The organism is Pseudomonas sp. MAFF 730105, assembly GCF_055380705.1.
On sequence record NZ_AP018438.1, the window covers coordinates 4,337,654 to 4,360,052 of the forward strand.

Sequence of the window (22,399 nt, forward strand, 5' to 3'; positions counted from 1 at the left end):
ATGTTGGTTCGTTTCCGCGCAGAACTCTCACGATTCCTACGATGCTCTCGGAATCTCTCACCTTGTCCGGTTTGGGCGCGAAAAACTATAGTCTTTCCCGTCGCCCAAGGGGGGCGATCAGGTTTGGCGACCTGGGATCACGTGCAAAAGTACTGCGCTTTTTGCGAAGGCTTTGGCACACTTGCGCGGCTACCCGTTATGGTAGTTGCGCGTGGGAGACCTTCGGGTCTGCCGGTTTCCGATCCCGGTTCGCCAACCTGCGTGCAACTGCCACCCAATTGTTTGGCGACGATTGAGTGGTCCAACCTCACTAGATCGGAGTTTCAAACATGGAACGATACGTCCCCATCACAGGCATTGACTGCACCCCGGCTTCCCTGCTCATCGATACACAAGCACCGCTTGACGTTCTGCACGCAACCGCTGACTACCGGATTCGTGTGGTGACTCAGGTACTGGAGAACATGGCGTTCCGATCAGAGATTGCCAGCGATACGGTGGTGCTTTCGGACTTTGCACAGCTTCTGGTGATTCCGTTGCGTGATGGGTGTGATTTGCTGGAGGTGATTGGACGAAGACTTCAGGCGCAGGTTGAAAGCTGATAGAACGACGGGCGCTTGAGAGTGCCCGTTTTTTCCTCCCGGAGGATTGCACAGGCAGACTCACCCGTTCGCGTCCTCAAGCCTTACTAATGCGTCGGTTTTATCGAACATGTCAGTGATCATGCGTAACCGAAGACTGCCATCAAAACTCACAACCCGGAAGGCTGCTTTCGGCCGATTCTGTTGAAAAAGTCTGCCATGGTTTCCACTGCAGAAAAGTAAGCGCTTGAGATTGAAATCTTTACTTTGTGCAGAGGATTCCGAGCTCAGATTTCGCATAGCTGCGCGCAAAAAAGGCATTTTCAGCAGCCAGTATGTGGGCAATCAGGAAGGACCGACTTTTTCAACACAATCGGCCGGAAGCAGCCTGTCCCGCTGACCGATTGTTGTTGACGAAGACGCTTACTGACGTAGTATCGCCGCCCCCAAAAACACCCGAAAAGAGTCCTACACCCAGAGATCCACCACTCCGATCAATTGAAAAACCTCCTCTCCCGAAGGCTCGGCGAAGATGATGTCCAGGTTCAGGTAACCGGAGTGGTCCCCTACCAAGCTCAACTCGAATCGAGCCCCATGATCGTCGGTTTCATAGGTCTTCAAGTACGTCAGGTTCTTGGTTTCATTGAACACCACGTCCAAGGTGCCGTTGTAACCATTTCCCAACTGGGTGAAGCCCAAGGCGGACACATCGATCCTGTCTTCACCCACGGTGTAGTCAATCAGCCGATCAGTGTGGTTCTCGGTGGCGGTACGGTAGCTGTCGTTCAGTGCATCGAAGCGGAACACATCGTTGTTGCCGCCCCCCACCAACAGGTCCCGGCCCTCCCCGCCAACCAATATGTCATTCCCCAGCGCGCCATGAAGACGATCATCGCCCGCCAATCCTTCGATGATTTCGCCTCGGGCGTTGCCCTGTAAACGATCGGCTTCTTCGGTGCCCGTCAAGCTGGCTTGCTGAAACAGAAGGTTGGTTTCATTCAGCGTTTGGCTCAAGTCACCGTCGAAAACCAGTTCGAAGCGTTCCCCATTCGCGTTGGCATCGAAGCTTTTGAGGTAGGTCCGCGTCCCGCTTTCATTGACTCGTATCGCCAGCGTTCCGTCATGTCCATCGCCCAGCCCGAGGAAGCCCAGGGAGAAGAGCTCGATGGTATCGGTGCTGGGGTCGAAGTCGGTGATTCGGTCGCTATGGGCGGCCGTTGCGGTTCGGTAGCTATCCGTGACTGACTGGTAACGGAACGTATCGGTCCCGGCACTGCCCGTCAGCAGGTCACGGCCTTGCTGGCCATCGAGCAGATCGTTACCGGCGCCGCCCGAAATCGCATCGTCGAACGAGGCGGTACCCAGCAAGAAATCATCATCGCCGCCACCATCAAGGTGGTGATAGCCGTCGTCGGGATTGCCGAAGCTGTGGTCCAGGCTGCCGTCGGCGTTCAACTGAACCAAGGCGGCCAGATAGCCGTCCGCGCTCGTACCCTGACTTCCGCCAATCAACAGCTTGCCGTCGGCCAGCACGATCATGTCGGCTACAGCGAAAGGAGCGCTTTCCGAACCCCAACTGACCTGCCCCTGATGACCGAAATCGGTGTCGAGCGAGCCGTCGCTGTTGAGTCGGATGACAGTCGCCACGCCGCCCGAGGCGCCCGCCAGGAGGATTTTGCCGTCGTCCTGGATGACGAGGGCATTTGTATGGACATCCAGAGCCAGGCTGCCCCCGTTCGCAAAGCTGCTATCCAGAGTACCGTCCTGGTTGACGCGAGTCAGGGTATCCCGCCCCGTGATCAATACTTTTCCGTCTGTCTGCAGCGAAACGTCGATCATGCTGGCAGGGTGAATGCCGACGGACGCCGTCAGGTCCAGGATCCCGCCCTCGGCGAAAGACGAGTCCAAAGTCCCCGTCGCGTCGAAGCGGGCGATATGGATCTCCCCGGAGGGATACCCAGCGCTTGCGAAAAAGCTGCCGTCGGTTTGTACAGAGAACGACGCTTGCTGGCTTAGAAAATCATTCCAGTAGAAAGGCACTGTCGCGGTGCCTCCGTTCCCGAAACTCATATCGAGGCTGCCGTCAGCCAAGGTACGACTTATGCCCGACACCCAGGCGTCGCCAACTTTCACGTAATGCGTCACCAGGTACCCGCCTCCCGGCTGCACCGCGGCATTACCGCCGTCCTCGATATCGAGCGACACAGGCAGGAGCGATTTACCGTCTTCACTGAAGCTGCGGTCCAGGCTTCCGTTAGCGTTGAACCGGACCAGGCTACCGGTGAAGCCTGAATCCTCTTCGCCTCCTAGTCCCAGGCGACTATAAGCGCCAAGCCAGATAGCACCGTCCGGATCGACCGTGATGCCTCCGATTTTGTCCGAGCCCCATAAGGGCGTGACCACCATGCCTGTATTCCGCACAGCTGAAGCGGCGGGCGAAATGCTCTGGCCCATGTCCATGCCTCCGTTAGCCATCTGTCGCCCGAAACCATAGACACGGGTCAGTCTGGTTGCCACTTTACGAGACGAAAGGAGGTTCTTGGGCGCCCCCCTACGCTGCTATCGATGCAACCAATCCCCTTCTCGCTAAATGCGGCCCCAGCCGATTTGCCCATCTGAATCACTTCACCGATGGTGAGGCAACAACAGGCACCGGTGGTACTGTAACGCCTAAATACTTCGCAATTCGCGCTGTGTCTTCTCGGCACCCATGGGCGAAAGCCAATCTCAAGAATCCCGCCTTGGATGCTTTCGTTTGCTCGTTTGCTCCCGACATAGCCAGCGTGTAATAACCCTCCGCGCGGAAATCCTCGGCGCTCAATGCTTGGGGCCTCGCATTGTCCACGACCCATTGGACAGCGTCTTCGCCCGGCTGCAACGCTGGTTTGTGCTTGGGAAAGCAGTATGGGAATGAGGTCATTAGCGGGTACTCCGACAAATAGGGATCCCGGCCCTCAATCGTCACCCGAAGTATTTCCAGCCGCCTGGAGTACTCTTCGCTGGGCGGGTAAAAATCAACGCATTTGGCATACTCCAAAGCACCCGCCATCAGTCCACGCTCGGCGGCACGACTATATAGCTCACACATGTCCTTGTTGTCTTTAAATGGCTTTTTTGCAAACAGCAGCTTAGCCTTTTGGTACATCGCGACGGCGTGCCCAGCGGCGATGGCATTATCCAGGTGCGTGTACATGCGCTTGCTGATGTTGATTAACTCATCAGCAAGTGCTCTTCCTTTCGCCGGGTCAGTGTCAGCCTGCGCAGCCAGGGTCTGAAGTTGCGCATAGCCGTTTTGTAAATCATCCATGTCCTTCTGTGCTGCGAGATACTCGGCAATAGCTTCAGGCCGCGGTGCTTCAGCGAATGACAACGAAGAAATGAAGCTAAGACACAGAATTGAAAGGCAACGGTGGTACATGCAAAACACCTTGGTGAGTAAATGAGAAATTTTTCTGATGTGATTATTCGCGAGAGGCCAATTTTGGCCCATCACCCACAACAGCGCTTCCAATCCTTGATAGCTTAATGCCATCCACCGATAATCCCCCTTCCAAAAAAGCACATAAGGATTTGCTGTGAAGAAGCTCTACCTGGCTCTACCGTTCTGCGCTCTCCTGCTCCAAGGCTGCGGCGTCACCATGGCTCGCTATGAACCCAATTTCCAGAACGTCCAGCAGCTCAAGCAACATGAGCCGATGCAACCCCTGCGCGAAGCCCAGGTGAATGCAGATTCCGGTCAAGGGTCGCTGATGGTGCGCATGAACCCGATCTCTTCACCCGCAGGCAGCGTTCCACTGCACATCCAGGCGGCGATCAACGATGAGCTGCGCCAGGCGGGTCTGCTGGACCCACGTGCTGACCGGCAATTGCAGGTTCAACTGATCAAGAACCAGCTCACTGCCGGCATGGGCAGCGGTCATGGCGAGCTGTCTGCGCGCTTCACGCTGCGCAAGGGTGACCAGGTTCTCTACGAAACCACTAAGGACGTGCAGCGTGAGTGGGATAGCAGTTTCTTCGGCCCGATCGCCATTCCGGCGGCTGCGAACAACTACAACCCGATGGTGCAGGACCTGCTCAAGAATTTGTACAGCGATCCACAATTCACTCAAGCGTTGAAGTAAGCACAAGAAAAGAGCCGCAATCGCAGCTAATGCCAGTCAGTTAAGCTACACACCTGTGGGAGCAAAGCTTGCTCGCGATTGCGGTAAGTCAGTCAGCAGTAATGTTGACTGGTCTGTCGTTATCGCGAGCAAGCTTTGCTCCCACAGGCTTTGCTGACGGGTATTACGCAATCGCAGCTCTTTTCTTATCGGTTGTCAGCCCCGTGGAATGCGGGTGTCGACAGCGGAGTATCTCATGCGGTTGTTGTCGACCCAGTTCTTCAACAGCGCATTGACCTGGCGGTTGAAGGTGTCGGTGACGGCCGCCTTGGGCGTGTTGCCTGCCAGCGGCAGGAACCAGATGCCGATCCAGGTGTTGATCGCATCGTGGTTGCTGGCCTTGGCCAACGATTGACCCCGCTCGTCCACGGTTTCCAGGCTCATTGTGTACTGGTCTGTTCCCAGTGCAGGAATAACCCCGAGCGAAAAACCGCTGATGAACGCCAGGACCATTTGCCCACCGCCTGGCGCGTGGTTGTACACCTTCAGGCGCAGGCTGTAGTCGCCGGGTTGCTTCTGGAACTCATCGAAAACCACACGGCCAAACAGCCCTGATTCATCGAAGGTACGTTTCAGCTCGGGCTTGAGCATGTCCCGGGCTTGCGGCATCTCGGTGGCCTTGGCGCTGTCGGGTTCGCCCTGGTAGAAATCGAAGTCGACATAGACGTTCGGCTTGTTCGAGTAGCTGGCCATCGAAGGCAGGTTCACGGGGGCGACTTCATCTTTGGTGAAGCTGGCGCAGCCAGTGAGGCTCAGGGTCAGGGCGAGGCCTATGGCTTTTCCAAATTGCATATCATCTTCCTTGCGTAATTTGCTATATGCCGCTCATGAGGAGGGTGGCGGATTCTAGCGGGATCCAACTAAAATCAAAAGGCCATCACTTGGATGGCCTGAATGCTTGTCCGCAGAGTCGTGCAAACGCTGGTCACAGATCCAGGTTGCCCCTGATCAAGGCGTTGAGCACGCCCTCGACATCGGCGTCCTGTTGGTTCAACAGGCACAGCGGAATGCCTTGCAAGGCGGCTTGCGAGCGGTCCAGCCCCGCGCCCATCAGGGCCAATGGACAAGCGATGTCCATCTGCAACGAACGCAGGCGCCTGGCCAGGATGGGGTTCACCGGCGCTTGCAGCGCAATCACCAGTGCTGCTGGCTGGATGGCCGCGCACACCAGGGGAAGTTCCTCCAATGGCTGCCCGCAGCCGAGCACCTCGACGCCTTGTTGCTTGCCGCCCAGCAGCACCCCGGCGCACAGCAATTGCAGTTCGGCATGCCCTTCGGTGCCTGCCAGCAGCACCCGCGGCGCATCCGCCTGGTCCATCTGCAGGCGCAGCAGCAGCCGGCCACGCAGGAACGTGTCGAGGAACAGCCATTGGCTGCACTCACCCGGCGCACTGCCCGAAGCCAGGTCATGCCAGACCGGCATCAGCACCTTGCGCAGCGCGACAGCCTTGGGCAAAACCATGAACAGCTGTCGATAGAGCGCATCCAGAGCCTGGGTATCGAAAGCTCTCGTGGCGTGCACGACGGCCTCACGCCAATCGTCAAGCTCGCTGTCCTGGGGTGGGACCACCTCACGCTGGCCTTCGAGCATTTCGCCGACTTTGCTGATGGACAAGCCTGCGGCCGTCCAGCGCAGGATGTCGCGTATGCGCTGCACGTCATTGGCCGTGTACAACCGATGGCCACCGTCGGTGCGCTGCGGGCGGATCAGCCCATGGCGCCGCTCCCAGGCACGCAGTGTCACCGGATTGATGCCGGTCAGGCTGACCACATCACGCATGGGCAGCAAATCGGGTGAAGTGGCTTCAGTCATATGAGGGGTTTATCCGAAAGGTGGCACATTCTAAACCCATACAGTCTTTCTGCGGCGAGCATCCGTAGGTCATCATGTGGCAAACCGCGCCGGCGCTCCGCACAGGTGCGCTACGCAGACTGCTGCATAATTTCGTGGGTGGGCCAAATGATCGACGCAAAACTCCTGCAATTGATGGTCGAGAACTCCAACGATGGCATCGTCGTCGCCGAGCAGGAGGGCAGCGACAGTATCCTCATCTACACCAACCCCGCCTTCGAGCGTCTCACCGGTTACAGCGCCGATGACATCCTCTACCAGGACTGCCGCTTTCTCCAGCGCCAGGATCATGAACAGGCAGGCATCGCCGCCATCCGCGAAGCGATCAGCCAAGGCAGGCCCTGCCGTCAGGTCCTGCGTAACTACCGCAAGGACGGCAGCCTGTTCTGGAACGAATTGTCCATCACGCCCGTGCACAACGAGGCGGACCAACTGACGTACTACATCGGCATCCAACGCGACGTCACGGCGCAAATAGCCGCCGAGGAGCAGGTTCGCGCGCTGGAAGCAGAAGTTGCGCAGCTGCGCCAGCAACTCGCCGAGGCCAATCGCTGAAGAAATAACTGTACAAGAGGATTGACTTGTACAGATTTAACCGTACGCTTCAGACATACCTGTACAACATTTCTTTTTTGTACAGGATTACCTGGAGCGCCCCATGTCAGCTTACCTACAGCAATTCGCCGAGGCGTTCGCCACCCTCACGGGAGACAATCTCGACGCGGTGGAAAAGCTGTACAGCGAAGACATTATCTTCTGCGATCCCCTGCATCAGATTCAGGGCCTGACGGACCTGCGGGCCTACTTCACCGAGCTGTACGCCAACGCCGACGATATTCGCTATGCCTTCGCCGGCGCCGACGAAGTCCGCCCTGGCGAGGGTTACCTGCGCTGGACCTTGCAATTCCGCCACCCACGCCTGGCCCGCGGCCAGCCGATCACTTTGCAAGGCTGCAGTCACTTGCTGTGGCGCGACCGGGTTCATTTTCACCAGGACTATTTCGACGCAGGTGCCCTGCTCTATGAACACATTCCGGTCATGGGCGGCGCTATCCGCTGGCTCAAAGGCAGGTTGGCATGAGCCGCTGCTGGTTGACCGGTGCCAGCAGCGGTATCGGTGCCGCGCTCGCGCAAAGCCTGCTGGAGCAAGGCCACCAAGTGGCTTTGGGCGGTCGTCACGCGGATAGCCTGGCGTCTCTGGCGGAACGTTTTCCAGGCCAGGTGCTGCTGGCGATCGGCGATCTCGATGACCCGGAGCAAGTCGCCGAGATCGCAGCTCGGATACAGCTGGCTTGGGGAGCGCTGGACATGGCGATCTTCAATGCCGGTACCTGCGAATACCTGGAGCCTGGCCATTTCGACCCGGCCGTGGTCGAGCGCGTGATCCGCACCAATCTCATGGGGGTCAGCTACTGCCTGGCGGCCGCCCTGCCCTTGCTACGCGCCGGCCATCGTCCTCACCTGGTGGTGATGGGCAGTTCAGTGACCTGGCTGGCGTTGCCCCGCGCCGGTGCCTACGGCGCGTCCAAGGCGGCCGTGCGCTATCTGGTGGAGTCGCAGCGTATCGACCTGGCCCGCGAAGGCATCGACGTCACCCTGGTCAGCCCGGGCTTCGTCGACACGCCACTGACCCGCCGCAACGATTTCCCCATGCCGCAACTTTGGTCGGCACAGCGCGCCGCCCGGCATATCGCCAAGCGCCTGTCGCGGCGCCCATTGGAGATCAATTTTCCCGGCATTTTCACTCTGGCGTTGCGCCTGCTCGGGGCCATGCCCGCGCGCCTGCGCCTGGTACTGGGCCAACGCCTGGCTCGCCATGAACAGGACCGATGATCGATGCGTATAGCAATCATTGGCAGCGGCATCGCGGGCCTGACCTGCGCCTACCTGCTGTCCCGCAAACACGAAGTGACGGTTTTCGAGGCGGACGAATGGATCGGCGGCCATACCCATACCGTCGATGTGAACTGGCGCGGCGAACGGCATGCCATCGACACCGGCTTCATCGTCTTCAACGACTGGACCTATCCGAACTTCATCCGCTTGCTCGATCAGCTCAAGGTTGCCTCACGGCCGACCGAGATGAGTTTCTCCGTGCATGACCCGCTCACTGGCCTGGAATACAACGGTCACGACCTGAACACGCTGTTTGCCCAGCGCAGCAATCTGGTGTCGCCGGAGTTCTGGGGAATGTTGCGCGACATCCTGCGCTTCAACCGCCAGTCACTCGCAGACCTGGACGCCCGACGTATCGACGCCAGCACCACGCTGGGCAGTTACCTCCGGGCGCAGGGCTACGGTCATCGCTTCATCAAACACTACATCGTGCCCATGGGGTCGGCGATCTGGTCGATGTCCCCCGCGGACATGCTCGATTTCCCCCTGCAGTTCTTCGTGCGTTTCTGTCGCAACCACGGCTTGCTGTCGGTGAGTCAGCGTCCGCAATGGCGGGTCATCGAAGGTGGCTCGCGCAGTTATGTCGCGCCGCTGTGCCAACCATTCGCGGAACGTATTCGCCTCAACTGCAAGGTTCGCCGCGTCAGCCGTGACGAAGGTGGTGTAACGCTTATCACCGCCGCCGGTCCGGAGCGTTTCGACACGGTGGTGTTCGCCTGCCACAGCGACCAGGCCCTGAAACTGCTGGAAACCCCAAGCCTGCAAGAGCGCGCCGTGCTGGGCGCCATCCACTACGCCGAGAATGACGTCGTGCTGCACACCGACAGCCGCCTGCTGCCGCGTCGCCGGAGGGCCTGGGCCAGCTGGAACTATCGCCTCGGCGGCAGCGACCAGGCTCCGGCGGCGGTGACCTACAACATGAACATCCTGCAAGGCATCCAGGCAGCGGAGACGTTCTGTGTGAGCCTCAACCAGACGGCTCTGGTGGACCCGGCAAAGATCATCGCCCGCTTCCAGTACGCCCATCCGCAATACAGCCTCGCCGCATCTGCCGCGCAAGCGGACCAGGCGCAACTGCAGGGCCAGCAATTGACCTACTACTGCGGCGCCTATTGGGGTAACGGCTTTCACGAGGACGGGGTGGTCAGCGCGCTGAAGGTGGCTGAGCATTTTGGAGAGACGTTGTGAACAGCAGCCTTTGCCTGGGCTGGATCAGCCACCGTCGCTTGTCGCCGCAACGCCATGCCTTTCGCTACCGGACGGGCCTGTTCTACCTGGACCTGGACGAGCAGGCCTGGCTACTCGGCCTGTCGCGCTGGCTAGGACGCTGGCGCCTGGCGCCGCTGAGCTGGCGCGAGACCGACTACCTACCCGCCCGGACCCGACAAGGCGAGTCATTGGCCCAGGCCGCCCGCTTACTGGTCGGACAAGCCACGGGGCAAACGCCCGACGGCCCGGTTCGCCTGCTCACCCAACTGCGTTGCTGGGGCCTGTCGTTCAACCCGGTGAGTTTCTATTTCTGCCATGACCGCGACGGGCACCTGGCGGCGATCCTGCTTGAAGTGCGCAACACGCCGTGGCGTGAACGTTTCCATTACGTGCTGCCGGTGCAAGGCAACCTCGCCAGACCGTTCGCCGTGGCCAAAGCCTTCCATGTGTCGCCGTTCATGCCACTGGACATGGACTATCACCTGCGATTTGCGTTGGACGAGCGACACGTGCGCATTCACATGGAGAACTGGCAAGGCGCCGACAAGGTTTTCGAGGCGGACCTTGCCTTGCGCCGCCAGCCGCTGGATCGAAAGGCGCTGCACCGATACATCCTGACTTTCCCATGGATGAGCCTGCGCACTGTCTCGGCCATTTATTGGCAAGCCCTGCGCCTGTTGTTCAAACGCACCCCCATCCATGACCACACGACCTGCCAGGGCGACCTGGCGCTCGGCCAACCTTGCGAGAACCCCGACCATGTCCAACCCAACCCTGAGCGTTAACAAGTCCACAGGCCTGGCGCCGTTGCTCGGCGGGCTGGCGCGCAGTGCCGTGCTCGCTCAACTGGGCAAACTGCGCCACGGTCATCTGCGGCTGCTCAGTCACGGGCGCCAGTGGAACTTTGGTGATGCCGCCAGCCCGTTGCAGGCCGAAGTGGAGATCCTCGACGACACCACCTGGAGCATGATTGCCGGCAATGGCTCGATCGGCGCGGGCGAGGCCTACATCCACGGCTTCTGGCGCAGCCCGGATCTGGCGCTGGTGACCCGCCTGTTCGTCGCCAACCTGGACGTGCTCGATGCCCTGGAAGGCGGCCTGGCGCGCTTGGGGCGCCCGGCCCTGCGGCTGCTGCATCGGCTGAACCACAACAGCCGGCGCGGTTCCCGACGCAATATCCTGGCCCACTACGACCTGGGCAATGCCTTGTTCGAGCGGCTACTGGACCCGACCATGATGTATTCGGCCGCCCAGTTCGAGCACCCTGGACAAACGCTGGAGCAAGCCCAGTTGCACAAGCTGGAAAGCATCTGCCAGAAGCTTGAACTGCACCCCGGCGATCATCTGCTGGAAATCGGTTGTGGCTGGGGCAGTCTGGCGATCCACGCGGCCACCCGGCATGGTTGCCGGGTCACCACCACGACGCTTTCCGAGGCGCAATACGCCCATACCCTGCAACGCGTCCACGCCTTGGGGTTGGAGCAGCGTGTGACGGTGCTGCGTGAAGACTACCGCGACCTCAGGGGCACATTCGACAAGCTCGTCTCGATCGAAATGATCGAAGCGGTCGGCCACCGTTACCTGCCGGTGTACTTCCGCCAGTGTGCGGCACTGCTCAAACCCGATGGCCTCATGCTGTTGCAGGCAATCACCATTCGCGACCAGCGCTATGCCCAGGCACGGCGCTCGGTGGACTTCATCCAACGCTACATCTTCCCGGGCGGCGCCCTGCCCTCGCTGAGCGTGATGCTGGACACCGCCAGCCGTCACACCGGGCTCAACCTTGTGCACCTGGAGGATTTCGGCCTGGACTATGCCCGGACCCTGGAACACTGGCGCGACAACTTGCGCCAGGCCCGCACCGAACTGGCGACGCTGGGCTATGACGATACGTTCCAGCGTCTGTGGGAGTTCTACCTGTGTTATTGCCAGGGCGGTTTCCAGGAGCGCGCCATCGGCGTGGCGCAACTGCTTTGGGCTGCGCCTCAGGCACGGCGTGCGGCCTTGCCCGGGCAGGCTTGATGCCCGGGCGTTGGCAGGTCGCCAATGCACTTTGGTTGCAGGTCGGCTGGTGGATCTGCGTGCTGGGGGCCCAACGCCCCTGGCTGTTACTGCTGGTGCCCCTCGGCTTGGCCTTGCACCTGTGCTTGTGCCGGGATTTCAATGCCGAGGTAAAGGCCCTGCTGCGCACCGCACTGGCCGGCTGCGCGCTGGACAGCCTGCTGGGCGCATTTGACGTGTTCCGATTTGATAGCTGGCCACTGCCCCTGTGGCTGGCATTGTTGTGGCTGGTCCTGGCCAGCGGTTTGCGCCATAGCCTGGCCTGGGCCGGCGGGTCCTTTTGGCGCGGGGCGTTGCTGGGCGCAGTTGCAGGCCCGTTGGCGTACGTAGGCGGCGCCAGGGTGGCATATGTCGACTTGCCGCTGGGCACGATGGAAACCGGCCTGCTGTTGAGCGCGATCTGGGCGTTGGCCTTTCCCCTGCTCGTGTACATCGCGGCGTGGCGCTGACCCGTGGCGTCTTCCGCTCTACCACTGGCTAGCCAGCGTCAACGGCAGCCGCAAGGGCGCGACGGGGCCGTCACGCTGCCCGCACATTTCATCATGCACCACGTGCTGCACCAGCGTGCAGGGCAACGGTGGCAGGTCGATCAACAACTGACGCAACTCGGTGGATGAACGCAATCGAACAGGCTGCCCCTGCGCATCGCTCAGTGTGACCGGGCCGGCAGCGGTCATGGCGCGCAGGATGTAGAAGCCGCCTTCCAGCGATAGCAGTTCAAGCGCTTCGACTTCCCCGGCCGCGACCCGCTCGATGAGGTTATTCAAATTCATGGCGTGCCCTCCGGCAGACGACGGAAAAACAAGGTGATCTGGCCGATCTCCACCCCCAGTTTGCTCATGCTCGAACGGTTGATCAGGGTGTCGTCATCCATCAGGTACATCCAGTCGTCCAGGTCTACTTCCCAGTGCCGCCCTTCGACAGGCAGGTCCAGTCGGTAACGCCAACGCAGCGCATTACCGGCCACTTCACCCTGGGCCTCGCCGATCACGTCCCCTGCCGTTCCACGCCAGCGACCCGGGCCGTCCGGCACAATCGTCCAGGTACGCTGCTGTCGCGTGCCGTCGCTGTAGAGGAAATGTTCGTCGAGGATCAGCCGCTCGCCTTCACGACGACTGTCGATGCGAACATGGAAGCGCTTGACCACTTCCCCGGACCGCTTCTGGAACATCCCCCAGGCCTGCACCGGTCGCGAGAAGAACGCCGCCAAGTCCAAATGCGGTTGTTCACCAGCGTAGTGGTCGACACCGACATTGCCGCAACTGCCGAGGAACAGGCAGGCGGCCAGCAACAGTGCTTTGTACATGTTCAGGTCCCTCGGTCGTTGTCGGCCAGGCCGAGCAGGCGCTGGCGCAATTGTGGGTCCCGGGCCCGCGGATCGAGCCAGATGGCGAAGAACGCCCGGGCAAACACCGGGTCGGCAATTTCATGGCTGAGCTTGCCGTCCACGTAGAAGCGGCAGCCCTTCCCCGGCAGATACAGGCCAGTGATGCGCATGCCGGGACGCACGTCCACGAATGCGGCCCCCATCGCCTGGGTCCAGGCCTCAAGGGACTGGGCCGTCACGCTGCCGGGGCCAAGCCGCTGCATTTCCTCAAGGCTGGCCTGCACCAGCGTTTCCCGGGACATCGATCGGTGGTAAAGCAGCTCCAGCGCGAAGGGCCGGTTCCAATCCTGCGCCGGGCCGGCGGTCCACAGCCGGGCGGTGTACAGACGCAGGCCAAACCAAGTGAAATCCCCCTCACCCAGCCGTTGCGCGGTTGGCAGTGCCGCTCGCCAATCTGCGGCGGCCGACGACATCACCGTCAACATCAGGCAGAGGCAGGCCCAACGAACAGGATGCGCCATGAGGAACCTGTAGAATGATAAAATATCTGTACAAAGTTAGTTTCTTGTACAGATAAATGCAATTCATGTATAGATTTTTGCGCTGCACGGCCCCCTGAAAAGGAGTTTTCATGCTGTACGTAGTCATGCTCGGCGGTCGTCACCCCCGCGCCAGCATCGAGATACACGACGTGGTGTTCGCGCAGGCGGACTCGCTGGAACACGCTTATCCCCAACTGCGCCAGGCCTGGTTTGGTAGCCAAAAGGGTTTGCACATCGACGCCTGGCTGGAAGTGGACGGCATCGACACCTACCGGGTCGAACTCAGCCCAATGGCCCCAGGCCCTGATGAGCCAAGGCTGTTTTTCATCAACCTTGGCGGCTACGAGCGCGATGTGTTTGGCGAGGCTCACCGCTACCTGCTGGTGGTGGCTCGGGACAAAGCCCAGGCCAAGCAGCTGGGCAAGCGACGCATGCCGACGGATTGGCTCAAGTCACACACCGACGCCGTGTTTGAGGTGGATGATTGCCTGCCGGTTGACTGGGTGAACGGCCACTACGTCCATCTGGTCGCAGGTGCCCACAAGGGTATTCGCCCATGCAGCGATTACATCCAGATATGAAGTTTGGCCGCCAAGCCCCTTACTTGATCCTGACCACAACCTTCCCCTTCGCACGGCCCTGAGCCAAATAATCAAGCGCCCCCTTGGCTTGCTCGAAGGGAAAGACCTGATCGATCACTGGCTTGATGTGCCCGGCTCTGATCAGTTCGCCAATCGCATTCAATTGAGTTCCCTCCGGGCGAACGAAGAGAAATGAATAGCTGATGTCGTTTTTCTTCGCCAGGCCCATGATCTTGCGACTCATCAGGCCGAATACGAAGGCGAGGAAGAAGTTCAGCCGGCGAGTTTGCGCGAAGGCTTTGTCCAACGGGCCGATGAGGGAAACAATTTTTCCTCCGGGTTTGAGAATACCAACGGACTTTTCAAGGGTATCGCCCCTGGTCGTACCGAGTACCACATCGTATCCCTTCAGTACCTGTTCGAACGCCTGTTTCTTATAGTCGATCACCTCGTCCGCGCCCAAGTTGCCAACCCACTCGGTATTGACGGTGCTGGTGGTCGTGGCGACCTTGGCGCCCAGGTATTTTGCCAGTTGGATCGCGAACGTCCCGATGCCCCCCGAGCCAGCCGGTATAAATACTTTCTGGCCGGATTCAAGGTGCGCACGCCCTTTCAACGCTTGCCAGGCGGTGAGCCCCACCATCGGAATAGAAGCGGCTTGCACGAAGTCCAGGTTGTCTGGCTTTAGCGCTGCAACACGCTCCGGTACGGCGACATACTCGGAGATTGAACCGATGCCAAGGTCAAACACACTGGCAAAAATGGCGTCACCGACCTTGAAGCGAGTCACAGCGCTTCCAACCTCCCTGACTACGCCAGCGAGATCGCTGCCCATCGTGGCGGGCAGCTGGAATTTCAAGACGGGTTTGAACATGCCGGTGGTAATCATGTTGTCGATCGGATTCAACCCGGCAGCGTGGACCTCGACCAATAATTCGTCAGGCTTGATGCTCGGGCGAGCAACTTGCTCAAACCCGACATCCGGCGACTTGCCATAGCGTTTGAATGTGAGTGCTTTCATATTGATTCCGATAGATGAATGGGGCTATGGCGTATCGCGGCTCAGATCTGATTTCGGCTTCCAATGGAAGTGCACATAATGATTACGACCAAACTCTAAAAAGTCAATATTTTGATGTCGGACGACATCAATGTATGCTGACGGCATAGAAAACACGTGGATAGACCATGAAAGTCTCGAAAAAACAGGCGCAGGAAAACCGTGCGCACATCGTGGCAACGGCATCGGCTCTCTTTCGAGAGCGCGGTTATGACGGCGTCGGCATAGCGGATTTGATGGCCGCCGCCGGTTTTACCCAGGGAGGGTTCTACAAGCATTTCAACTCCAAAGCCGATCTGATGGCGGAGTCGTCTGCGTGCGGCATTGAACAGTCTGCGGCGCTATTGGCTGGCGCCTCGGCTGAGGATTTCGTGAAGACCTACCTGGCGCGCGATCATCGCGATCATCGCGCCACAGGTTGCACACTGGCGGCCTTGTGCGCTGACGCCGCGCGCAAGGAAGAAACGGTTCGCACCACGTTTGCGGCCGGTATTGAAGCCCAGCTCGCGGCACTGTGTGAAGGCAGTAGCGAAGCGGACGGCCCAGACGCTGCGCAGGTCCGTGCAAAACATCTTGCCTTGATGGCCCATGCCCTTGGCGCCGTGGTCATGTCCCGCGCCTGTCCGGATGACTCGCCGCTGGCCGATGAAATTCTTGCGGTGTGCCGTGATGCGATTCTTGGAATGATCGCGCCCGCGGGAACGGCGGAGGCGGCCGAACAGGAAAAATGATGCTTGGGATGGCGAGGCTGCTCGCGATGGCAGCGGCACATTCAGCCTCTCGGTGACTGACATACCGCTTTCGCGAGCAGGCGCGCTCCCACAGAGGGATAGCGCTTTTAAACGCCTTTGGTCGAAGGCAGCAAAATGGTCAACACACCCAGCAACGGCAGGTAGGAACACAGCGTGTAGACATACTCGATACCGTGGATGTCAGCGAGGTAGCCCAGCAACGCAGCGCCGATGCCGCCGAAACCAAACATCAGGCCGAAGAACACGCCGGCAATCATGCCGACATTGCCCGGCACCAGCTCCTGGGCAAAGACGACGATGGCGGAGAACGCCGAGGCGAGGACGAAGCCGATGATCATGCTGAGCACGCCGGTCCAGAACAGGTCCACATAAGGCAGCGCCAGGGTGAAAGGCGCGACGCCGAGGATCGAGAACCAGATGACCTTCTTGCGACCTATCTTGTCGCCGATAGGGCCGCCGAAGAACGTGCCGGCAGCCACCGACCCCAGGAAGAGGAACAGGTACAGCTGGGAGCTGGTCACCGACAGGTGGAATTTTTCGATCAGGTAGAACGTGAAGTAGCTGGTGAAACTCGCCATGTAGAAATATTTGGAGAACACCAGCAACGCCAGGACCACCAGCGCAGCGGTCACCCGGCCCTTGGACAGGCCGTGGGTTGCCTTGCCGCCCTGTTTCAACTTGAACAGGTTGAGGTGGTTGCGGTACCAACGACTCAGGCCGTACTGCACGAAGATGGCGAAGACGGCAAACAGACCGAACCAGGCAACATGGCCTTGACCATATGGGATCACAATGGCCGCGGCCAGCAACGGACCGAAGGCACTGCCCGCATTGCCGCCGACCTGGAACGTCGACTGCGCCAGACCATAGCGACCACCTGAAGCGAGCCGTGCGACACGGGAGGTTTCCGGGTGGAAGGTTGAAGAGCCGATGCCCACCAATGCGGAAGCGATGAGGATCGCGCCAAAACTGCCGACGAACGCCAGCATCATGATGCCGATGAGGGTGCAGACCATCCCGGCAGGCAACAGCCAGGGTTTGGGATGACGATCCGTGTGATAGCCCACCCACGGTTGCAACAGCGAGGCGGTCAGTTGGAACGTCAGGGTGATCAATCCCACTTGGGTGAACGTCAGGCCGTAGTTGGCCTTCAGCATCGGATAGATGGAAGGCAGCACGGCCTGAATGAGGTCATTGATCAGGTGCGCGAGGGCACAGGCACCGATGACCCGCATGACAAGCGGGCTCGTTTGGTTGACGACGGATGCCGTGGTCGAGGCTGTGGCGGTGGTGGACATGACAAAAGCTTCCAGGCGATAGGTCTGAAAAAAAACCTGGGCAGAAGGTGACAGGACTTTCTGACAGGCGCGTCGTCATCCTAGAATCCACGGAAATGTCTGTCTCACTGGACAAGGGAATCAACCATCGCAAAAAGGACATCATGATCAAGCCCTTGAATGAAGCGTTGCTCGAGATCGACGAAGGTGCCTGGACCATGATCGGCAGGGCAACCGATTACCCTGCGGATTGGTTCATCTCACCCCACTCCCATGAAAAGCACCAACTGATCTACGCCGTCGAAGGCGTGATGGTTGTACACACGGCATCAAGCCAGTGGACGGTGCCGTCGAACCGGGGGCTATGGATGCCATGCGGGCAGGTACATTCCGTGCGGTGCGTGGGGCACGTCAAAATGCGCAGCGTATTCGTCCGGCCTGATGCCGTGGCAGACCTTCCAACCGAAACGAAGGCGGTCAGCATTTCCGCCCTGTTGAGTGAGTTGATCAAGGTCGCCGTGCACCTGCCGCTCCCCCATGCCCCGAACACCCGCGCGGCCAGGGTGATGGCGTTGATTCTCGATGAGCTCGCCCTGCTCCCCACCCTGCCGCTGCACCTTCCGCAACCCACGGACCCGCGGATCAAGAAGATCTGCGTCACGCTGCAAGGCGACCCTGCCGATGGCTCGACACTGTCGGACTGGAGCGCCCGACTCGACCTTGACGGGAAGACGATCCAGCGGCTGTTTCGCAAGGAAACCGGGATTACTTTCGGACAATGGAGACAGCAGGCTCGCCTGCTGCAAGCGGTTGAGCGAATGGCGGTGGGAGAAAAAATCATCGATGTCGCGCTGGCACTGGGATACGACAGCCCCAGCGCGTTTACGAACATGTTCAGGAAGCAGTTCGGCAAGACGCCGAGCAAGTTTTTTACCTGAAAGGAGCGTTTCCAGATTTGCCAGTGACGGCTGACAGGCCGCCATCGCGAGCAGGCTCGCTCCCACAGGGTTTGTGGTGAACACCAACCCTGTGGCCACCCAGCAAAAATGTGGGAGCGAGCCTGCTCGCGATGGCGGCAGATATTGAACATTTCAGCGACTGACACTCCGCATTCGCGAGCAAGCCCGCTCCCACAGGTTCTGTGATCTACTCACTGACACTACTCAGTTTCAGGGATAGTGGCTGATTCTTCACTGGACTCAGCAGCCAGTTTCAATCGATCCGCTTTACTGATGTACTTGGGTTTGTTCTTCGGCGCCAACTTGGCACTCGCCTTTTTGGCGTGGGCCTTTAGTAGCTGCTTGATTTTTTTCTGACGATTCATACGCTTCTGCTCAAATTCCGGCTTCCAGGATAATGACAGACCTCAACCCGTGAACGCCACAATCCCCTATGATCGGACCTACATGAACCCCATCGACGCCCTGTCGTTCCAACGCATCATCGCCGCCCATGGCTCGCTCGAGGGCGCGGTGTATTTCGACGCTGAAGAAGACCTCGTCCAGGAAATATTTCCCGATCGCATCGTTTTCCAGACCAACTACCTGGATTACCGCAGCTATGAAGTCGATCTCGCCGACGGCGCGATACGTGTCCTCAAGACACGGCTGGACAACTACCAGCGCGGCGACAAGGCAAAGGTGGTCGAAGATGACATGGATGAGGAAGACTGGGAGGAGCTGGGCACGCTGTGGCAACGCTTGAGCCGGGACCTGGACAGTCAGGGGTCACAGCCCAATCGGGTCGAGACGTTGGCCGATCTGTACGATTGCCTGTTCGACGAGGATCGCGCGCAAGTGCTCATTCAAGGCATTGCGCCCCCAACGGCACAGTGGGACTGGGCGTGGACTCAAGTCGCATCAGCCCTTGCCCAGGCCAATCAATTGGCCGAGTTCGAATGGAAAGAGTGGTCGTCCTGCGGGATCATCGCCGTCAACACCCTTGCCCCGCTACAGCAACTGAACATCGAGATCGCGATACCCGACCGTAAAACCGTCGATGCCATCAACGGCGCCAACGATTGGGAGCGGGCGCTGCTCCAGTATTTCAACGCACAGCTGGATGCCCATGATCTGAAGCTGCTGGCCATCGGCACTCACTTCGATGAGCACCAGACCTTTGCCTGTCTGCCCATGAACGGCTTGGGCCTGGTCAATGCGTTGGAAATCATGGGTAGGCTGGGTATCGTCCACAAATTCTGAGCCCCGAGTCGACGACATGAAAATCTGTGATCAATGCAGGAGCCTCATCCTCGACGACAACGCGGCCTGCCCGCGATGCGCCGAAGAGATGAGGGTCACCGTAGAAGCCCTCGCGCCACGGTCCAAACTGCCGCTGTTGCCGAGGGTCCTGAAGTGGCTGTTCATCGGCGTGGTAGTCGCGGTACTCGTGGCGGTGGCAGCGATCACCTGGATTCTGAATTCGCTGGGGCCGATGCCTTCTTTCGGTTAACGTTCATTGCCCAGCGAGCTGCTCGTACCGATGCTGGATACGCCTCAACTCGCCAGACTGGCGCAACTGTTCCAAGGCACTGGCCCACGCGGCGACCCGTTCGTCGTCACTGTCGGGACTGAAGGCGATGTACAGCGATGAACGGTACAGTTCAATAGGTATTTTTCGCAGCGTGCCGGGGGCGATGTTCAACTGGCGGGTGTAGTACGCCACCCCCGCATCGGTGTCCCCCACGATGATATTGGTGCGCCCCGCCAGCAGCATGCGGTAGAGCAACTTGCTCTCGGTTGCGCTTTTGTCGAGGTTCTTGAAGCCCAGCGATTGCAGCTTTTCAGGTACCAGCCCGGCGTGCCGCGTGGTGATCTGCTGGGCGCCCAGCAGTTGTTCCAGAGAATGCACCGGCGGCGTACTCGCCAGTTGATAAGGATAAATGGCCTCCTCCACGATCGGTCCGACCCACTTGTACAACGGCTCACGCTCCGGCGTGCGGAACAGCGAGTACATGATCGTCTTGGGCCGGGTTTTCAACACCTGAGTGGCGCGCATACTGGGCTGCAGCACCACTTCGAATTCATCCCCGGTCAGCGCCATGATGGCCCGAACGATCTCGGTGGTCATGCCGGTGAGCTGATGGTTCTCCTGATAGTTGTACGGTGCCCACTCCTCGGTGACGACCTGATATTCCTCGGCCCTGACAGCCCCCGTGCCAAGCAATAGACAGAACAGCGCCGTGGCGGGTATCGAAGGTTTCACGTGGTCTCCTGGAGGGGTCCGGGCCGTTCATGGGTGGGCTGATGGGAAGGATAAGGTAAGCATAGACCCAAACACGGGTGTGCTTGACTGAGCCGGCGATCTACCTTCAAGGCCCCATCGCGAGCAGGCTTTTCACAACCAAAGCCTCCCAAGTATCTGTTATTCCTATAGTCGCTATCGATACCGGCACCGTTCTCGTCATCGTCCTCTCTCTCTAATCTGCCCACCAACGCGATCGACAGCGGTCGCGACAGTCAACCAGCCCTTATGGAGAGAGCCCAATGAACACACTCAACCGCACCCTGGCCATCGCTACCTTGGCACTCGCGACTCTCGGCGCAGAAGCCGCACCGGCACAGACCACTGCTACGACCACTGCTTCGGCTATCGGCAGCGTCATCCAATCCGCCAGCTACGTCACCACCAAGGACGGCGTTCAGCTGTATTACAAGGACTGGGGCCCGCGCGATGGCCAGGTCGTCACCTTCAGCCACGGCTGGCCGCTGGACTCCGACAGTTGGGAAGCGCAGATGATGTTCCTCGCGTCGAAAGGTTATCGGGTTGTCGCCCACGATCGTCGCGGCCATGGACGTTCCAGCCAGCCTTGGGAAGGCAACGACATGGATCACTACGCCGACGACCTGGCGGCGGTCATTGAAGCGCTGGACCTGAAGGATGTGACCCTGGTGGGCTTCTCGACAGGGGGCGGTGAAGTGGCTCGCTATATCGGTCGCCACGGGACTGCCCGAGTCAAGAAAGCGGTGCTGGTGTCCTCTGTTCCGCCATTGATGCTCAAGACCGACACGAACCCCGGTGGCCTGCCACTCGCGGTGTTCGACGGCCTGCGCAAGGCGTCCCTGGAGAACCGCTCGCAGCTTTACCTGGACATCGCCTCCGGCCCCTTCTACGGTTACAACCGCAAGGGCGCCAAGCCGTCCCAGGGCCTGATCCAATCGTTCTGGGCCCAGGGCATGCAGGGCGGCGCCAAGAACACCTATGACTCGATCGCCGCGTTCTCGGCCACCGATTTCCGCGACGATCTGAAGAAGTTCGACGTGCCGACCCTGGTGATCCATGGCGACGCCGACCAGATCGTGCCGATAGATGCGTCCGGCAAGGCTTCGGCGGCACTGATCAAGGGCGCCCGACTGATCGTCTACCCTGGCGCGCCGCACGGGTTGACCGAGACCCACAAGGATCGTCTGAACCAGGACCTGCTGACCTTCCTCAAGGAATAAAGCCAGCACACCCACGACAACCTCTATGGGAGCGAGCCTGCTCGCGATAGCGGAATATCAGTCAGCATCTTATGCGTCTGATACACCGCCATCGCGAGCAGGCTCGCTCCCACATTTGTTCCCGGTAGGTAATCGGATCAGTGCCGCAGCAACTTGCGCAATGGAATCTCGTCCTTGCGTACCGGCGACTTGATGACGATGTAGCTGAAGTACTTGGAGATGCCGATGTTCTTGTCCAGCAGACTTTCCATCACGTCCTGGTAGTCCTGGATGCTGCGGGTCATGAAGCGCACCAGGTAATCGTAGCCCCCGCTGATCAAGTGGCACTCCAGCACTTCGTCCACCAGGCGGATGTTGGATTCAAATTTGGCGAAGTCTTCGCGCTTGTGGTCGCTCAGGGTGACTTCGGTGAAGACCGTCACCGAATCGGTAATCTTCGCCAGGTTCAGGTGCGCCTTGTAGCTGGAGATGTACCCCAACGACTCCAGCCGCTTGACCCGTTGCAGGCAAGGGCTGGCGGACAACCCCACGGCATCGGCCAGGCTGACGTTGGTCATGCGGCCGTCTTTTTGCAGCTCGACCAAAATGCTGATGTCAATACGGTCCAGTTTCGCTAAACCTTCCATCGCATACCCCTTGCGTGCCGTTTGTAGACTATC

General features: G+C 59.6%; 27 protein-coding genes. 15 read left to right on the plus strand and 12 right to left on the minus strand.

Annotation, left to right across the window (positions count from 1 at the left end):
- The first annotated feature begins 329 nt into the window (after positions 1-329).
- Positions 330-602, plus strand: coding sequence for a hypothetical protein (locus tag PCOSP_RS18450; RefSeq protein WP_175362153.1), 273 nt, complete (start codon positions 330-332; stop codon positions 600-602).
- Between the two features lie 447 nt (positions 603-1,049).
- On the opposite strand, the gene PCOSP_RS18455 is transcribed toward PCOSP_RS18450, so the two are convergent.
- A complete protein-coding gene (locus tag PCOSP_RS18455) occupies positions 1,050-3,035 on the minus strand; it encodes a M10 family metallopeptidase C-terminal domain-containing protein (RefSeq protein ID WP_464709242.1) in 1,986 nt (661 codons plus the stop codon).
- 166 nt (positions 3,036-3,201) lie between these two features.
- Positions 3,202-4,113 carry a hypothetical protein gene (locus PCOSP_RS18460; RefSeq protein ID WP_464709243.1) on the minus strand — a complete coding sequence of 304 codons (912 nt, stop codon included), beginning with the start codon at positions 4,111-4,113 and terminating at the stop codon, positions 3,202-3,204.
- Between the two features lie 43 nt (positions 4,114-4,156).
- Here PCOSP_RS18460 and PCOSP_RS18465 point away from each other — a divergent pair, with 43 nt between their 5' ends.
- Positions 4,157-4,702: a hypothetical protein gene (locus PCOSP_RS18465; RefSeq protein ID WP_024778587.1), complete on the plus strand. Its 546-nt coding sequence runs from the start codon at positions 4,157-4,159 to the stop codon at positions 4,700-4,702.
- A 195-nt stretch (positions 4,703-4,897) separates the two neighbouring features.
- On the opposite strand, the gene PCOSP_RS18470 is transcribed toward PCOSP_RS18465, so the two are convergent.
- Both PCOSP_RS18470 and PCOSP_RS18475 read right to left on the minus strand, forming a co-directional pair.
- Positions 4,898-5,533: a hypothetical protein gene (locus tag PCOSP_RS18470; protein ID WP_464709244.1), complete on the minus strand. Its 636-nt coding sequence runs from the start codon at positions 5,531-5,533 to the stop codon at positions 4,898-4,900.
- 133 nt (positions 5,534-5,666) lie between these two features.
- Entirely contained in the window at positions 5,667-6,554 is an 888-nt protein-coding gene (locus tag PCOSP_RS18475; protein ID WP_175362149.1) for a MerR family transcriptional regulator, read from the minus strand.
- 147 nt (positions 6,555-6,701) lie between these two features.
- Here PCOSP_RS18475 and PCOSP_RS18480 point away from each other — a divergent pair, with 147 nt between their 5' ends.
- The 7 genes from PCOSP_RS18480 (at position 6,702) to PCOSP_RS18510 (ending at position 12,208) form a co-directional block, all read left to right on the plus strand.
- Positions 6,702-7,148 carry a PAS domain S-box protein gene (locus tag PCOSP_RS18480; protein ID WP_139648582.1) on the plus strand — a complete coding sequence of 149 codons (447 nt, stop codon included), beginning with the start codon at positions 6,702-6,704 and terminating at the stop codon, positions 7,146-7,148.
- Between the two features lie 103 nt (positions 7,149-7,251).
- Positions 7,252-7,674 carry a nuclear transport factor 2 family protein gene (locus tag PCOSP_RS18485; RefSeq protein WP_464709246.1) on the plus strand — a complete coding sequence of 141 codons (423 nt, stop codon included), beginning with the start codon at positions 7,252-7,254 and terminating at the stop codon, positions 7,672-7,674.
- The gene (locus tag PCOSP_RS18490) at positions 7,671-8,426 is read left to right on the plus strand and encodes an SDR family NAD(P)-dependent oxidoreductase (RefSeq protein WP_464709247.1); all 756 of its coding nucleotides are present in this window, start codon (positions 7,671-7,673) and stop codon (positions 8,424-8,426) included. Before PCOSP_RS18485 ends, PCOSP_RS18490 begins: the two co-directional genes overlap by 4 nt.
- Before the next feature lie 3 nt (positions 8,427-8,429).
- Positions 8,430-9,677, plus strand: coding sequence for an NAD(P)/FAD-dependent oxidoreductase (locus PCOSP_RS18495; RefSeq protein WP_464709249.1), 1,248 nt, complete (start codon positions 8,430-8,432; stop codon positions 9,675-9,677).
- On the plus strand, positions 9,674-10,483 hold the full coding sequence (locus PCOSP_RS18500; RefSeq protein WP_464709250.1) for a DUF1365 domain-containing protein: 810 nt from the start codon (positions 9,674-9,676) through the stop codon (positions 10,481-10,483). Before PCOSP_RS18495 ends, PCOSP_RS18500 begins: the two co-directional genes overlap by 4 nt.
- A complete protein-coding gene (locus PCOSP_RS18505; protein WP_139648573.1) occupies positions 10,458-11,720 on the plus strand; it encodes an SAM-dependent methyltransferase in 1,263 nt (420 codons plus the stop codon). Before PCOSP_RS18500 ends, PCOSP_RS18505 begins: the two co-directional genes overlap by 26 nt.
- Positions 11,720-12,208, plus strand: coding sequence for a DUF2878 domain-containing protein (locus PCOSP_RS18510; protein ID WP_175362145.1), 489 nt, complete (start codon positions 11,720-11,722; stop codon positions 12,206-12,208). Before PCOSP_RS18505 ends, PCOSP_RS18510 begins: the two co-directional genes overlap by 1 nt.
- An 18-nt stretch (positions 12,209-12,226) precedes the next feature.
- On the opposite strand, the gene PCOSP_RS18515 is transcribed toward PCOSP_RS18510, so the two are convergent.
- From PCOSP_RS18515 to PCOSP_RS18525, 3 genes are read right to left on the minus strand one after another with little or no spacing between them, the layout of a single operon-like run.
- Positions 12,227-12,532 (minus strand): DUF6482 family protein, encoded by a 306-nt coding sequence (locus PCOSP_RS18515; RefSeq protein ID WP_175362144.1) that lies wholly within the window; start codon positions 12,530-12,532, stop codon positions 12,227-12,229.
- Positions 12,529-13,065, minus strand: coding sequence for a DUF3833 domain-containing protein (locus tag PCOSP_RS18520; RefSeq protein WP_139648566.1), 537 nt, complete (start codon positions 13,063-13,065; stop codon positions 12,529-12,531). Before PCOSP_RS18520 ends, PCOSP_RS18515 begins: the two co-directional genes overlap by 4 nt.
- 2 nt (positions 13,066-13,067) lie before the next feature.
- Positions 13,068-13,607: a chalcone isomerase family protein gene (locus tag PCOSP_RS18525; protein ID WP_139648564.1), complete on the minus strand. Its 540-nt coding sequence runs from the start codon at positions 13,605-13,607 to the stop codon at positions 13,068-13,070.
- Positions 13,608-13,717: 110 nt separating this feature from the next.
- Between PCOSP_RS18525 and PCOSP_RS18530 the strand changes: the two genes are divergently transcribed.
- The gene (locus PCOSP_RS18530) at positions 13,718-14,209 is read left to right on the plus strand and encodes a DUF1543 domain-containing protein (RefSeq protein WP_464709252.1); all 492 of its coding nucleotides are present in this window, start codon (positions 13,718-13,720) and stop codon (positions 14,207-14,209) included.
- A gap of 19 nt (positions 14,210-14,228) precedes the next feature.
- On the opposite strand, the gene PCOSP_RS18535 is transcribed toward PCOSP_RS18530, so the two are convergent.
- A complete protein-coding gene (locus PCOSP_RS18535; RefSeq protein ID WP_464709253.1) occupies positions 14,229-15,230 on the minus strand; it encodes an NADP-dependent oxidoreductase in 1,002 nt (333 codons plus the stop codon).
- Between the two features lie 167 nt (positions 15,231-15,397).
- Here PCOSP_RS18535 and PCOSP_RS18540 point away from each other — a divergent pair, with 167 nt between their 5' ends.
- A complete protein-coding gene (locus PCOSP_RS18540; protein ID WP_139648558.1) occupies positions 15,398-16,000 on the plus strand; it encodes a TetR family transcriptional regulator in 603 nt (200 codons plus the stop codon).
- Positions 16,001-16,107: 107 nt separating this feature from the next.
- On the opposite strand, the gene PCOSP_RS18545 is transcribed toward PCOSP_RS18540, so the two are convergent.
- On the minus strand, positions 16,108-17,319 hold the full coding sequence (locus tag PCOSP_RS18545) for an MFS transporter (RefSeq protein WP_139648556.1): 1,212 nt from the start codon (positions 17,317-17,319) through the stop codon (positions 16,108-16,110).
- 95 nt (positions 17,320-17,414) lie between these two features.
- Here PCOSP_RS18545 and PCOSP_RS18550 point away from each other — a divergent pair, with 95 nt between their 5' ends.
- Positions 17,415-18,236, plus strand: a complete 822-nt coding sequence (locus PCOSP_RS18550) for an AraC family transcriptional regulator (RefSeq protein WP_464711969.1) — start codon at positions 17,415-17,417, stop codon at positions 18,234-18,236.
- Between the two features lie 221 nt (positions 18,237-18,457).
- On the opposite strand, the gene PCOSP_RS18555 is transcribed toward PCOSP_RS18550, so the two are convergent.
- A complete protein-coding gene (locus PCOSP_RS18555; protein WP_139648554.1) occupies positions 18,458-18,622 on the minus strand; it encodes a DUF2986 domain-containing protein in 165 nt (54 codons plus the stop codon).
- A gap of 49 nt (positions 18,623-18,671) precedes the next feature.
- On the opposite strand from PCOSP_RS18555, the gene PCOSP_RS18560 reads away from it, so the two are divergent.
- Together PCOSP_RS18560 and PCOSP_RS18565 are read left to right on the plus strand one after the other, a co-directional pair.
- A complete protein-coding gene (locus PCOSP_RS18560) occupies positions 18,672-19,499 on the plus strand; it encodes a hypothetical protein (protein ID WP_464709254.1) in 828 nt (275 codons plus the stop codon).
- A 16-nt stretch (positions 19,500-19,515) separates the two neighbouring features.
- Positions 19,516-19,749, plus strand: a complete 234-nt coding sequence (locus PCOSP_RS18565) for a hypothetical protein (protein WP_464709255.1) — start codon at positions 19,516-19,518, stop codon at positions 19,747-19,749.
- A gap of 3 nt (positions 19,750-19,752) precedes the next feature.
- Here the strand turns inward: PCOSP_RS18565 and PCOSP_RS18570 are convergent, their stop codons facing one another.
- Positions 19,753-20,502 (minus strand): substrate-binding periplasmic protein, encoded by a 750-nt coding sequence (locus PCOSP_RS18570; RefSeq protein ID WP_464709256.1) that lies wholly within the window; start codon positions 20,500-20,502, stop codon positions 19,753-19,755.
- A gap of 281 nt (positions 20,503-20,783) precedes the next feature.
- Here PCOSP_RS18570 and PCOSP_RS18575 point away from each other — a divergent pair, with 281 nt between their 5' ends.
- Positions 20,784-21,740 carry an alpha/beta fold hydrolase gene (locus PCOSP_RS18575; RefSeq protein ID WP_464709257.1) on the plus strand — a complete coding sequence of 319 codons (957 nt, stop codon included), beginning with the start codon at positions 20,784-20,786 and terminating at the stop codon, positions 21,738-21,740.
- Positions 21,741-21,877: 137 nt separating this feature from the next.
- Here the strand turns inward: PCOSP_RS18575 and PCOSP_RS18580 are convergent, their stop codons facing one another.
- Positions 21,878-22,366: an Lrp/AsnC family transcriptional regulator gene (locus tag PCOSP_RS18580; RefSeq protein WP_003203167.1), complete on the minus strand. Its 489-nt coding sequence runs from the start codon at positions 22,364-22,366 to the stop codon at positions 21,878-21,880.
- Positions 22,367-22,399: the final 33 nt, after the last annotated feature.